The 14,052-nt window shown below is 51.1% G+C and carries 12 protein-coding genes; 8 read left to right on the forward strand and 4 right to left on the reverse strand.

The annotated features are described in order from the left end of the window. Nucleotides 1–418 precede the first annotated feature (418 nt). Together IPK01_02175 and IPK01_02180 are read left to right on the forward strand one after the other, a co-directional pair. On the forward strand, nt 419–1,204 hold the full coding sequence (locus IPK01_02175) for a patatin-like phospholipase family protein (GenBank protein MBK7932308.1): 786 nt from the start codon (nt 419–421) through the stop codon (nt 1,202–1,204). 290 nt (nt 1,205–1,494) lie between these two features. Further along, entirely contained in the window at nt 1,495–1,842 is a 348-nt protein-coding gene (locus tag IPK01_02180) for an RNA-binding protein (GenBank protein ID MBK7932309.1), read from the forward strand. Nucleotides 1,843–1,895: 53 nt separating this feature from the next. Here IPK01_02180 and IPK01_02185 read toward each other — a convergent pair whose 3' ends face one another. Both IPK01_02185 and IPK01_02190 read right to left on the reverse strand, forming a co-directional pair. Next, the gene (locus IPK01_02185) at nt 1,896–2,438 is read right to left on the reverse strand and encodes a hypothetical protein (protein ID MBK7932310.1); all 543 of its coding nucleotides are present in this window, start codon (nt 2,436–2,438) and stop codon (nt 1,896–1,898) included. Between the two features lie 53 nt (nt 2,439–2,491). Then, nucleotides 2,492–4,189, reverse strand: coding sequence for a VanW family protein (locus tag IPK01_02190; protein MBK7932311.1), 1,698 nt, complete (start codon nt 4,187–4,189; stop codon nt 2,492–2,494). A 165-nt stretch (nt 4,190–4,354) separates the two neighbouring features. Between IPK01_02190 and IPK01_02195 the strand changes: the two genes are divergently transcribed. From IPK01_02195 to IPK01_02215, 5 genes are all read left to right on the forward strand, one after another. Next, nucleotides 4,355–5,677, forward strand: a complete 1,323-nt coding sequence (locus IPK01_02195; protein MBK7932312.1) for a DUF58 domain-containing protein — start codon at nt 4,355–4,357, stop codon at nt 5,675–5,677. A gap of 60 nt (nt 5,678–5,737) precedes the next feature. Beyond that, nucleotides 5,738–7,486, forward strand: coding sequence for a radical SAM protein (locus IPK01_02200; protein ID MBK7932313.1), 1,749 nt, complete (start codon nt 5,738–5,740; stop codon nt 7,484–7,486). Between the two features lie 51 nt (nt 7,487–7,537). Further along, a complete protein-coding gene (locus IPK01_02205; protein MBK7932314.1) occupies nt 7,538–8,848 on the forward strand; it encodes a class I SAM-dependent methyltransferase in 1,311 nt (436 codons plus the stop codon). Next, nucleotides 8,849–9,577, forward strand: coding sequence for an aspartate/glutamate racemase family protein (locus IPK01_02210; GenBank protein ID MBK7932315.1), 729 nt, complete (start codon nt 8,849–8,851; stop codon nt 9,575–9,577). Nucleotides 9,578–9,666: 89 nt separating this feature from the next. Then, nucleotides 9,667–10,125 (forward strand): META domain-containing protein, encoded by a 459-nt coding sequence (locus IPK01_02215; GenBank protein MBK7932316.1) that lies wholly within the window; start codon nt 9,667–9,669, stop codon nt 10,123–10,125. On the opposite strand, the gene IPK01_02220 is transcribed toward IPK01_02215, so the two are convergent. After that, the gene (locus tag IPK01_02220) at nt 10,122–11,096 is read right to left on the reverse strand and encodes a stage II sporulation protein M (GenBank protein MBK7932317.1); all 975 of its coding nucleotides are present in this window, start codon (nt 11,094–11,096) and stop codon (nt 10,122–10,124) included. The two genes, IPK01_02215 and IPK01_02220, sit on opposite strands and share 4 nt — an antisense overlap. Before the next feature lie 17 nt (nt 11,097–11,113). After that, nucleotides 11,114–12,007 carry a zinc ribbon domain-containing protein gene (locus IPK01_02225; protein MBK7932318.1) on the reverse strand — a complete coding sequence of 298 codons (894 nt, stop codon included), beginning with the start codon at nt 12,005–12,007 and terminating at the stop codon, nt 11,114–11,116. Nucleotides 12,008–12,176: 169 nt separating this feature from the next. Here IPK01_02225 and IPK01_02230 point away from each other — a divergent pair, with 169 nt between their 5' ends. Beyond that, nucleotides 12,177–14,042 (forward strand): ABC transporter ATP-binding protein, encoded by a 1,866-nt coding sequence (locus IPK01_02230; protein MBK7932319.1) that lies wholly within the window; start codon nt 12,177–12,179, stop codon nt 14,040–14,042. The last annotated feature ends 10 nt before the right edge of the window (nt 14,043–14,052 follow it).

Genomic DNA, 14,052 nt, shown 5'->3' on the forward strand with positions numbered 1-14,052 from the left:
ACAAACGGCCTTAAATTCGGCCGTATCAGGAGCATTTGCACGGATCAGTTTCGCAAGGTCTTCAGGAAGCGACAGAAGCGGTACGTATTCGTCACGCGATGCACGCGAGCAAACCGGACACGCCGTCTCGCCCGCAGCGATATCCGCGATCGTGCTCTGCCTCGGAAATAAAAGTGATTCCTGTGGAGTCATTTAGGGATTTAAGTTTTCCATAACGTGCGAGTAAAATCAATTTGCGGAAGTTTGCCCACGAAATACACGAAAGGCACTAAAATTCGGAGAAAGATCTGCTCGCGAATAACGCTAATCTTCGCGATTCAATGTCACTAGATACTTATTAGCGTTCATTAGCTTTATTCGCGGCCAAATTCTTTCTGTTTTTTCGTATCTTTAGTGTCTTTCGTAGGCAAAAAATCTTATGGAACATAAAAAGATCGGGCTTGCATTATCGGGCGGCGGGGCACGCGGGTTCGCTCATATCGGCGTTCTCAAGGTGTTCGCCGAGTACGACATCAAGTTCGACATGATCGCCGGAACGTCCGCCGGCTCGATCATTGGCGGTTGTTTGGCCGCCGGAATGACGCCGGACGAAATGGTGTCGATGTCGAGCAAGGTCGGTTATTTCAATATGATGCGGCCGTCCCTATCGCCCCGCGGCCTGCTCTCGAACGCCCCAATGGGCGACTTTCTTCGACGCGAATTGCCGTTTACTCGATTCGAACATCTGCCGATTCCCTTTGCCGCGGTCGCCTACGATCTCGTCGCCGGACGGCAAGTTGTCCTAAAAGAAAGCGGCGATCTGGTGACGGCGATCCGTGCAAGCTGCGCCGTTCCCGGCGTGTTTGCACCTGTCAAAGGCGAGAACGGCGAGCTCTTCGTCGACGGCGGCGTGACCAACGTAATGCCCGTCGATGTTTTGCGCGAAATGGGCGCCGATATCGTCATCGCGGTCGACCTGTTAGCGTGCGGATCCGATTTCAAAGGCGTTTCGGGTACCGCAGTCGGCATTATGATCCGCTCGGCAATGACACTGTTGCGTACATCGGCTGGCGTTCAGGGCAGAAATGCCGATGTCGTGATAGTCCCGCCGATCGCCCATCTTCGGCCCGATCAGATCGGAAAACGCGACGAATTCTACGCCCCCGGAGAATCCTCAGCCCGCGAAAGGATCGACGAGATCCTCGCTTTCATTGAGCAAACGTGAATAAAAGTCGATTTTCACGCTTGCAACGCGCGCTCGAATTTTGCATCATACCTCTTGTTAGTCCTGCTCTCGCGCATCGACGGTGATGCGCCCCGTACTTTGGATTTGTTCGACGGCGTTTGGAAGGCGAGAGGGTTGGTTGTTATTTGGTACCTGAAGCAGATCGCATCTAATGCGAACGTCCGAATGCTTGGATTCTTACGAAGAAGACCGTATCTCCGCTAGATCAGATCCTATTTCGAGCTTCTATTCAATTCCCCGATTCCGAGGGAAAAGGAAAAAAACTTGTTATGTCAATGAAATTGTATGTTGGAAACCTGTCTTTCCAGACCTCAAGCTACGAGTTGGAAGAGCTGTTCGGCGGCGTCGGAACAGTTGAATCCGCAACCGTGGTCGAAGATCGCGAAACCGGCCGCTCACGCGGTTTTGGGTTTGTCGAAATGTCGTCACAGGAAGAAGGGGAAAAGGCAATTGCCGAATTTAACGGCAAAGAATTTGCCGGCCGTGAGATCAAAGTAAACGAAGCTAAACCTCGCGAAGATCGCGGCGGCGGCGGACGCGGAGGATATGGCGGCGGCGGTGGTGGTCATCGCGGAGGCGGAGGCGGCTACGGCGGCCAACGCGAAAGCCGTTGGTAAGCTCATTTATAGTATTAAGAAAGCCCGAGGCGTTTAGCATCGGGCTTTTTTGTTTATTCTTGGTTCTTTTTCGGTCTGCCGATAACGACCGGCTTTTGCCTGGATTTTGTCGCTGGTGCGACAAAAGATGATCCGGTGTCGGTTTTGGGACCATTTATGTCAAAAGAAACGTCCTTAACGACTTTTCCGTCGACGAAGATCTCAACGCGATATCTTCCGGCGACCCACGAAGTCTTTGGTTTGCCGTGAAAATTTACTCTGTCCTCGCCATCCTTGGTCGTGTAGCTGGTCGTTACGACCCGGGTCTCGGGTTTGACGCCGGGCACGCTAACGGCGACAAAATGCATTTTGACCGTCGCCGGCGTACTTGATGGCAACTGAACAATGCAGAAGATCCGTGAGTCAGTGGTCTGAAAGCTCGTTGCCGGATCGCCCACCTGTCCGGTGCCGTCGTCCTTGGCTAGAAAGATCTCAACCTCGTTGGATGGTGTGATGACCGGATCGGATTGGCCGGAAACGATCATAGCGGGCAAACAAAGGATCGCCGTCACCATCAGATATTTCGAAATTCGTAGTAAAGATTGAGCGTTCGACATATATCTCGTTAGAGACGAATTGTCACAGGCAAGTTGTATTTGTCGGCGGAAATTTATACCACGACCGATTCTCTTACCTGCATTTCGTTCTCGAGAACCGACTCGATCGCCTGCCGCAAAGCGAAGGCGTCGCCCGCGTCGACAGTGATCACGCCCGCCACTTTTTCGATCCCACATGCGGACGACGCAATAACCGGCACATTTGCGGCAGTTGCACGCAATAGCCGGTAAGGTTTGTGTTCAACAAACGCCGGCAGGACGACGAGGTCGGCAGATTCGAGCCAATCGTCACCCCCACGCGTTGCATCGAACCCTTCCCAAAATTCGGCGCCCTCGATATTCGGGCCCATCGTTACAAGCGTGAGGTCGAGTCCGCGTAAAGCCTCTCGAAGTTCGTAGCAACCCTTTCGCCCTACGGTCGACGCAGGAAATACGATGCGCGGTTTATCGTTCTTAATTCTGTCGAAGTGCTTTACTTCCGGCATCTTCCACGAGAGCAACTCTGCCTTTTCGGGAAACAACATTGCGATCGCGGAATGTGTGGCAATGATCCGGCGCGCGTTTTTGAGAGCTTCGGTCTCGGCACCGACAAGCTTTGGGTCCGCGCGGAAATCGCCGAGCGTTTTGCTTTCGCCGTGGAGTTCAAAGGCGTGATCGAGCCGATTCTGCAATTCGGCCATCGGCAACGCGGTCATCAAAACGTCGAACGTTCTGCCACCGAGATGCCCCCCTTTCCACAAATGTGGCAGTAGATTTTGCTGAACGACAACATGGAGCACGTCAAAACTCAATTTCCTGGCATAGCTCTCAGCAAGTTGTTCGTATGTCGCGAGCAGGTTCTTTTGCCTCGCTGCACCTTGTGAAGAAAGGCGACGTGATTTGAATGCCCGAACCGCCGTGATCACAGCAGATTGCTCAGTAGAGCTAAATCCGCTCGTCGTCCAAGCGTAATTTGCCTTTTTGAATCGATTGCCATCAAGCGGGATCAAAAGCGCGTCTTTACCGGTTCGGTTCGCTTGAATGTAACAGTCAAATTCGCTGGAAAACTCGTCAACCAGAAACGCGGTCTTGCCGAAATCAATGTTCTTTTCAGGTTTTACCGAACGAAAACAATCGTCCATTCCGCACGACGCACAGCTATTGACGTGGTCGACCTTGATATTCCGGCCGATCTGGTGAAATTTGGGGCGTTCCTGTTTTGTGCCCCGGAAATTTATTAGTAGGTGGTCGCTCGTCAGTTTCGCCTCGATACGAAACGAGTGTTGAGATCGGAACCTCAGATCGACATAATTCCAGAAAACAGTTGCGTCGCGACCTTGTTCGGCGAGCGAACCGGCGATCGTCTGCGTGTGAGCATGGCGCTCGACGATCTCGAAATTAGCCTTGAGCGCCGCATCATATAAGGCATTTGAAAGTTGGCACAAACCGCCGCCAACGTTTGGGATTATACAGCCTTCGCGAAGTTCGCGGCCCTCTACATATCCTTTGAATTTGGTCGTTCGTCCAACTTGTTTCCAAAACGAGAACACCTCGCCTGCCGGCACCTCAAGACCATCGAGCGCGGCGATCGCGACACGCAAATTCTGGATCTTTCCGGCGACCAGGAATCGTTCTTCTGGCTCGATCTCTGTCCACAAAGCACTTTTCGATTCCGCAATTAACGGCATCCCAACAAGCTCGGATCGTTTGGCAAATCGCTTTGCCTCGCGGCCAAGAACATCTGAAACTGCCCGTTTTGACTGAAATGCCAAACTTTTAAATCTAAAAACGGCGGCTTCGCGTACTGTCGGTAATTTGCGATCGGTGTCGGACGAATGGGTGAGGCTCATAATTCGAAAAGCGAACTTCTAATGAAACACAATGCCGCAGGATTTGCAACGAAATGCCGGTCTTGAGTGCTACAATATCCCCGATCTATGCGATTCGTATTCTCACGCCGTTTCTTTCTGCTGATTGCTCTCGGCATTGTACCGTTGTCGCTCTCGTGGACCTATCCGGACCTGCGGTGGGTGGTTTTCCTGTTCGATGCGTTGCTCGTAATCACTGCCATAGTCGACTTTATCATAAGCCGACAATTGCCCGAGGAGTTTAGGGTCTCGAGAGAATTCGACCGAAGATTTGCGATCGGCGACCCGACTCAGGTCAAGATCCATATCGAGAACGGTACCGCTCGCGATATTCATCTGCGTTTGAAGGACGAATATCCGGCCGAGATGAAGCTGAACGAAACGCGTGAGGCGGAGTTTATGGTTGAAGCACAGACCGCTGCCTCATTCGTTTATTCGGTCACGCCGCCGCATAGGGGCGGATATGAATTTGGGCAAACGGCGATCCGTTTTCGGTCGCGGCTCGGGCTTGTTTGGTGCCAGGCGTCGGTCGGGGCAACGCAATCAGTCAAAGTCTATCCAAACATGCGACGGGCCCGCGAAATGGAATTGAAAGCTCTCGGAGCCCGATCGTTTCTCGCCATTCAACGGCGTGCGGTAAGGCGCGGTGAGGGGCGTGAATTCGAATCGATGCGCGATTATGTTCGGGGCGACGAGTTGCGGCACATTTCATGGACCGCGACGGCGAGGCGTAACAAACTGACCACACGCCAGTATCAGATCGAGCGTGACCAGACGATCATTATTGCGATCGACGCTGGGCGTCTGATGACCGGCCGCATCGGGACTGAAACTAAATTTGACTCTGCCATTCACGCTTCTCTTGCCCTCATTTCAGCGTGTGCCCGTGCGGGGGACAACTGCGGCTTGGTCGTTTTCGGCCGCCGTGTTCGAAAATATATACCGCCAAAACGCGGCGTCGAACATATCGATGCAGTACTCGAGGCTTTGCACGATCTGGAACCAGAATTGATCGAGCCTTCGTATGCCAGGGGATTTCAATTCATTGCTTCAAATTCGAAAAAACGGGCATTTGTCGTGATCCTGACGGACTTGGTTGATAAAGAAAGCTCACGGGAATTGCTGACCTCACTAAAGCTGCTACGACCCCGCCACCTGCCACTCGTCGCCACCATCGGTGATCGGGACCTGACTGCTGCGGTCAGTCAGTCGCCAAGCGAGATAAAAGACGTCTTTACCCAGTCCGCCGCCGAGGAGATCATCCACCAACGCGAAACGGCTCTTCGAATGGTCGAAAGCCTAGGCGGGCTGGCTATAGATGTGACAACAGAAACGCTCGCACCAAAATTATTGGAATCATATCTAAAGGTCAAAGAACGCGGAATGCTCTAATTTCCTTGACAACCAGTGGTTTTGTAAATGGGCTCGCTTTCAAATAGAATTTCGTCAACGATGAAAAAACGATTCGCATTGGTTTTGGTAAAGCCGTCTCATTATGATGACGACGGTTACGTGATCCAGTGGTTTCGCTCGGCAATTCCGGCGAATTCGCTCGCATGTCTCTATGGTCTTGCTCTAGAATGCGCTGAGGAAAAGGTTCTTGGGCCGGAAACTGAAATCGTCACATCTGCATTTGACGAGACAAACACAGTGATCAATATCGAAAAGATCATCGAGTTGGTCCGGGCCGGTGACAATGGGATGGTGATGCTCGTGGGCGTTCAATCAAATCAGTTCCCGCGTGCACTTGATATCGCACGGCCATTGCATGAAATGGGGATCAAGGTGGCTATCGGCGGATTTCATGTCTCGGGAACGATGGCGATGCTTGAGCACCGCGATCCATACGTGCAGCAGGCTCTCGATATGGGCGTGACGCTGTTTGCGGGCGAAGCTGAGGGCAGGCTTGGCAATGTATTGGTCGATGCCGCGATGGAAGCGTTGCCGCCGATCTACAATTTCATGGGCGATCTGCCGAATATCGAAGGCGTTGCCACTCCTTTGCTGCCGGCGGAACGTGTCCATCTGACTGCCGGCGCAACGACGAGTTTTGATGCCGGTCGCGGATGCCCGTTCACCTGTTCATTTTGTACCATCATAAATGTTCAGGGACGAAAGTCGCGGCGGCGTTCGCCTGACGACATTGAACGCATTGTCCGAGCCAATGTCGGGCAAGGCTTGCATTCGTTCTTCATCACGGACGATAATTTCGCTCGAAATAAAGATTGGGAAGTGATACTTAACAGGCTGATCGATCTCCGTGAGGTCGAGAAACTGAACATCAGCTTTATCATTCAGGTCGATACGCTTTGCCATAAATTGCCGAATTTCGTCGACAAATGTAAGCGGGCCGGCGTCAAGCGCGTTTTTATAGGCCTAGAAAATGTAAATCCCGACAACTTGCTCGGCGCAAAAAAACGGCAGAACAAGATCACTGATTACCGCACAATGCTCCTAGAATGGAAGCGTGTCGGGATCGTCACCTATTGCGGTTATATTCTTGGTTTTCCCGGAGACACCAAGGCGTCGATACTGCATGATATTGAGGTCATCAAGCGCGAATTGCCGGTCGACCTGCTCGAATTTTTTTATCTGACGCCGCTCCCCGGCTCTGAAGATCATAAAAAGTTATACGAGGCGGGCATCGCCATGGACGAGGATCTGAATAAATACGATCTTAACCACGATGTGACCGCACACCCGAAAATGTCTCGTGTGGAATGGCGCGATGTGTACAAACAAGCGTGGGACACATATTATACCGACGAACATATCGAGACGATAATCCGTCGGTCGATCGTTTCAGGTACAAGCCCCGGCAAGACGACGTTTTTTATCGTTTGGTTCCGCGGATGCCTTGGCATCGAACGCATCCATCCGCTTGAGGGCGGCTTTCTCAGGAGAAAGGTCAGAAAGAATCGCCGTTCGGGCCTCAAGATCGAAAACCCGCTCGTGTTTTATCCCAAATATTGGCTTGAGACGCTCGTCAAGCAATTGAAATGGGCGATTCTTTATATTCGGCTCCGCATCATCTACAAGCGTGTCAAACGCGACCCTGCCCGTTTTGATTACATGGACGCTGCCCTGGAGCCGGTGACAGACCACGAAGAAGAACGGGAACTATTCCAGTCCGATGCCGCCCAAGGCTATCTCGAAAAAGTTCACCGGATCGAGCGGATGAGTAGGGGCGAAACTGTCTGAGGTTTTCGCACGTGTCGCAATCGTGTATCATTCCTTTTTGCCCGTCCTTTTATGCCTGAAGATAAAGCGATCCTGATCATTTACACGACCAAATACCGCCTCGGAGGCCATCAGTTTCCGATAGTCGCAAAGACCATCGCCACCGAAAAGAGGGCCGCCGGTTTTGACGGCGAGATCGTCACTCGTGCTGTCGAGAGCAAGGTCGATGTGCTTAAAGCTATAGCCGATATCAAAGATGCTGGGATGCAGATCAGTGAATTCCATTTCGTCGGCCATTCGGGAATGTACGGGCCGATGTATGGCTCAGTTGCGTTTCCCGAGCAATTCTCCCCCTATGAATGGGAGCAGATGGAAATTCCGTTTGCGGAGGACGGAATGGCATATTTCCACTGCTGCCGTTCTGCACGCTGGTTTGCACCATTTTTCGCAAGAACCTTCAATGTTCTGGCATATGGCTTTTTTTGGTACACGACATTCTCGCGAAGCAATTCGAAATACGTCTCCGCTGGTGACAGCACCGAAGGCGATCTATACACAATAGGCTGCAAAGGCCGAAAATCGCACGGATTACTAGCATCGGCACAAAAGCGCCTAGGGTTTATGCCCGCTGAGGAAATGAAACGTTTCGAGCCGAAGCCACCGGATGGAGATACTTCGTATGACCACGTTGCCGAATTGTACGACGATGCGTTTGTCGATATTCGAGTGCGAAAGGATGAGTGGAAATGGCTTGACGAACACCTGCCGCCCGGCAATTTCACAATGCTCGATATCGGCTGTGGAAACGGAGCTCTGCTAAACGCGCTCGCCGATCGCGTGACGATTGGCCGAGGAGTCGATGAATCAGCTGGCATAATCGAACGCGCTAAACTCAAGAACATTGGGCACCAACAGATCGAATTTCAGAAGATAAACGGCCCTGTCCTGCCGTTTGCCGATAATACGTTCGATGTCGTAACTTCGCTGATGTCATTTCGATATCTAGATTGGGACCCGTTGTTGACTGAGATCAAACGTGTGATGAAACCCGGCGGAAAATTTCTAATAATTGACATGGTCACCGTTCCTGTCGCAATCTCAGAATATCCGCGGCTGCTCAAGGATAAGATGCGGACAAAACGCAACCAAAAGGCAAATGCCCGGTTCGACGCCGCATTGCAGAAACTCGTTTCTCATCCCGATTGGAAAAAGATGCTCGAGTATAATCCGATCCGATCCGAACACGAGATGAAATGGTATCTCGAAAGCCGTTTCCCCGGTCAAAAAATGGAAACGCTTAATATGGCTTGGAATTCGCGGATCGTCGCCTTTGACAGCGGGCCGGTTGAGCAAGGTATCGAAGTCAAACTATCTTATCCATAAATGAATCGACTCGGCATAATCGATTGGGGCATCGGCGGCGTCAGCATTCATAAGCTAATAAAGGAACGACTTGGCGGAGTGCCGGTGACCTATTTTTCTGATACGGGAACTACACCGTACGGCAAGATGTCACGTAAGGAACTCTCGTCCCGCCTGGATTTGGTTATTGATCATCTGAAAAATAAAGGCGTCACTCACTTGATCATCGGCTGTAACGCTGCGAGCACTGCGATCGGCGACCTGGCCGACCATTGCATCCCGATCGAGGGGGTCATAGAGCCCGCAGTCGCGATGACCGTGAATCTTGAGCCGAAGGATCTCGGGCTGATCGGTGGACGAAGGACTGTGATTTCAGGAATTTACAGACGAGCCTTTGCTGGATCCGGCATCTGTCTCAGACAACGCATAGCCCAGCCACTGTCCGGAATGATCGAAAGCGGCGACGTTTCGTCGGACGAATTGAGATTGTCGGCACGCCAGATCATCTCGCCTCTTAGGAATTGCTCTCACATTCTGCTTGCTTGTACTCACTATCCGGCGATTACCGAACTACTTGAAGCCAATGTTTCTCCGGAAACAAGATTCATAGATCCCGCTGGCGCTCTTATTGATCGGGTCGCAAAATGGAAATTGACTGGTGACGGCAACGACGTTTTTCTTACCACCGGCGATACTTCGGTGATGAAAAAGCTGCTCTCGCAGCATTTCAAGCAAAACTCGAACACGTGAAGAAGACCTCGATATAACGCAAGAATTCCTACTTTCCGCCGTTCCTAAATTTGGGTTCATTATTTTGCAGACCCGAATCTAGGAGCTATATGAGAAAAATTATCAAATCCGCTATTATTACGATGATTTCGATTTCGATCATCTCGACGACAGCCATTTCCCAGTCTTTACCGCAAGGCAAATGGCGGCTGGAATCGTACAATTTTATGCAAAAGATCGCCTATCCGATCGATAAGAATACGATTACGCTGAACATCCATGAGGAAGGAAAACTGGGCGGCAAATCAGGTTGCAATGTATACGGCGGCAACTACTCGATGGAGGATGGAGAACTTTCGATCACCGGCATCATCTCCACAATGATGGCGTGCGAAGAGCCATCGATGCAGTTTGAGCAGACATTCTTTCGAACTCTGGAAGGTGCAAAAAACTTCGAACTATCAAACGGAAAGCTTACGATCACAAATGCCGTTACCGCAAATTTCCTGAGGTTTGTCCGTGTGAAAGAACGCCACAAATGCCAGCCGTCGATCAAAGTGATCGACTAGGGGATGTCCTCATTTACAGGCAGCGGATCACGGCCGGCCATCATCAGATACGAGTACATAACAATTCCGGTGAAAACCCCTGTCGCGATCTTATATGGTGCCGGCAATGCCGAAGGAGAGAGAAAACCTTCGATAACGCCTGCAACTACTAGTAAGCAAGCACATCCGAACACGATCTTGGCAGCTTCCATGCCTTTTTTCTTGAGTGCCTGAGCCCGTGTCAGATCGCCGGGATCGATGAAAGCGTACCCGATCATCATGCCCGCGCCGCCGGCCATGAAGATCGTCGACAATTCAATAACACCGTGGCCGACCATAAACGTCATTAGCTCATTGGCAAAATCGGTATTTCCACGATAGCAAGCACCGACGACTCCGCCGATACTTACGCCGTTCATCATTAGAATATAGAACGAGCCAAGTCCCAATAACGCTCCCCAAGCGAAAGCGAGAAATGCAACCCTAATGTTATTTGTCAAAATTTGACTGGCACCAACCTGATTTGCTTCGTTAAGCGAGAGCCACCACATTTTGTTTGATCTTGCCGCGTCCGCCGTCTCTTCAACCCCGATCAATACTGCGAATTCAGGATTATTGAAGCTGAGCCAGCCTGAAATAAATGCTGAAACAGTAAAGACCAAAAACGCGACCAATATAAACACTCGGGCACTTCGGAATGCGGCCGGAAAATCCTGAGCAAAAAATTTCCAAATAAGCCCAAAGCCATCGCTCTCCGCACGATAGATCTTGCCATGTGCCCGGATAACAAGGCTATTCAGATAATTTATGAGCTTTGCATCCCGCGTTTCAGCCCTTGCAATGGCAAGATCGGCGGCCGCCCGCCGATAAAGTTCGCCAAACTCACGGACCTCGACCCGCGACAGTGAGCGAAGACTCGAACCACTGAGCATTGTCAGTAGGTCTTCGAGCCGCTGCCAGTTGTCCTTTTTCTCCTTTAGAAATCGATTCATTAATTAGTTGGACTTGGCTAATCAGTACCGAATTCGCCGGTCTTCGCCGGATCCGCATTTACTCTGAGAAGGTTTGTAGTTCGCTCCGTAACCGACGCAGGCGGCGTTTCGAGTTCGAATTGATTTGAACGGTCCGGAAAAGGTAGTACCGAAGTTGAGGATCCCATCAATTCTCTCTCATTTTGAGATCGTTTGAGCGAACGGTTCATTCGGTTCCAACCGAAACAAACAAATACAGTTGAAAGAAACGACAGCACCATACCGATCACCAACAGTGCCGCGATGCCTTTTCCAAACACGACCCCGTTCAGCAGCATTGCGAGCAGTGCCGAACCCATAATAACAGTTGAAGCGGCTGACACAATAAAGGTCGTCACGACGGAGGTATGGCCAGCCCGGATCTCTGAATACATAGGCAATATTTCGAGTTCGTTTGACTCGACGACCATCTTCGATCCGCATCGACGACAAAATCGAGAATCGTCAGTCGATTCAATTCCGCATGCAGAGCAGATCTTGTCGAGGGCACGAACCGTCGCCAGTGCGGAGATCGCCTCGGCTTCTCGAGTCAAAACTTCCTTTTCGCCCTTCGAAAGTGACGGGTGTTTAACTACATAATCGAAGGTGGCACGCGTGGCGTGTTCGCCCTGCTCCTTGAGCTTAACGATCAACGTCATCGGATAATCGAGCACATCCGCCGACGAATACGACGTACCCCAACCGCGTGCCTGCCGCCTGCCGCGAACGATGTGGTCGTCGTCATCCAAGATGTCATAATCCAACCGCTCGAGTGCCGCGATCAATCTGACTCGAACGCTTTTGATATCGCCGACGAGCACCTTTCGTAGGTAGTGCTCGGTTGTGTGATAAGGACTCGCCCCGGAGTCGCCTAGAACGATCAGATCAGACATACAGTGTTCCCCATTAAGAATATTCGCGAACGTAAATACGAATTCGGACGGTTGTAAGTTCGTGATACCGCAGATTTAACAGTTTAGTAACGCTTGATCCGTTCCCCCTCAAACTCATGCCGACCCGTTGGCGCAAATCGTTCGTCGTGACTAGAATCTATTTATAACTATGTCCGACGAGGTTCGCAAATATCACGAAGAAGACGAGATCGGAAAAACGTACGACCTGCGTGTGGCTCGCCGTCTGTTGCGGTACCTGCGCCCATATTGGAAACTCGTCGTTACTGCTCTATTTCTAACACTCATAACAAATATATTGATCAGCACGCAGCCACTGTTCACAAAAATGGCGGTTGACGACTACATCACGCCCAAAAAGACAGACGGTATTTGGTTGTTTGCACTCGTATTTTTTGGTGTATTCCTGTTCCGGTTCCTCTTTTCCTATATTCAGGAAATTCTTCTTAATAATGTCGGCCAGCGGGTGATGTTCGATCTGCGGACGGAGCTTTTCACAAAACTCCAACGTCAGGAAGTAGCCTATTTCGACCGATATCCTGTTGGGCGGACGATGACTCGGCTGACCGGCGATGTCGATGCTCTCAATGAACTTTTCACCTCAGGTGTCATCGATGTGTTGGGCGATCTGGTCGTCATTTTCGCGATCATCGGGATGATGTTCTGGATGGATTGGAAGCTTGCCTTGGTCTCGCTGATCACAGTCCCACTCTTGTTCACGGCCACAAATTGGTTTCGCAAGCACGCCCGGAATGGTTTCGACAAAGTTCGGACCCGAAGTGCCAAGCTCAACGCATTTCTTCAAGAATACATTTCTGGTGCTCAAACCGTTCAGCTATTCAATGCTGAGGATAAAGCAAAAAAGCGATTCTCCGAGATCAACGACGATTATCGCAATGCGAATATTGAGACCATTTATTACTACGCGATATTTTATCCGTTGGTCGACTTCATTGGGGCGATCGGCATTGCGATGGTCATCTTTGCTTATGGTTACGAAAGCTTGAGTGGAATGTCTGCGGCCGGTGCCGGGCTTACGGTCGGTATCCTTGCTTCATTTATCCAGTACTCGCTGCAGCTGTTTCAGCCGATACGTGATCTTTCGGACAAGTTCAACGTGCTGCAGGCCGCAATCGTAGCTTCGCATCGCATCTTTATTTTGCTTGACCGCGACATTGAGGTCACCACACCGGCGGCGCCGAAACGCACGGGCAAAGCGGTGGGCAAGATCGAATTTAAGAACGTTTGGTTCGCTTACAAAGAAGAAGATTGGGTCCTTAAGGATATTTCGTTCAAGGTCGATCTCGGTGAAAGTATTGCTCTTGTGGGCCATACAGGTTCAGGCAAATCGACAGTCACCAATCTGCTGATGCGGTTTTACGACATTCAGAAGGGATCGATCCTGCTCGATGGTGTCGATATCCGCGAGTGGGATCTTCACGACCTGCGTTCGATCTTTGCGGTCGTTTTGCAGGACGTCTTTCTGTTTAGCGGGACGATCGAAAATAACATCAAACTCGGCAATGATGAGATCGGTATGGAACGCGTCGAGTGGGCCGCGAAAGAAGTGCGGGCCGACGAATTCATTAAAAAGCTGGATGGCGGCTATTCCGCAGAGGTTCGTGAACGCGGTGCCGGCCTGTCAGTCGGGCAGAAGCAATTGATCTCATTCGCCCGTGCACTCGCCTTCGATCCGACGATATTGATCCTGGACGAGGCCACCAGCTCGATCGATACCGAGACCGAACAGCTTATCCAACGCGCCGTCGAACGCGTAATGGAAGGCCGAACGTCTCTGGTTGTCGCTCACCGTCTTTCGACGATCCAAAAATGCGACCGCATCATCGTTCTGCATCACGGCGAACTCCGCGAGATCGGTACGCATAATGAACTGTTGGCAAATCGAGGCCTTTATTGGCGTCTATACCAATTGCAGTATTCCGACGAGAAGCTGCACACTTCAGCTCCCGGATTTCTGACGCCGCCGCTGGGTGTCGAAAATGGAACACAAGGGTGAACTTTTTAAT

The organism is Acidobacteriota bacterium (assembly GCA_016713675.1).
Classification (GTDB): Bacteria; Acidobacteriota; Blastocatellia; order Pyrinomonadales; family Pyrinomonadaceae; genus OLB17.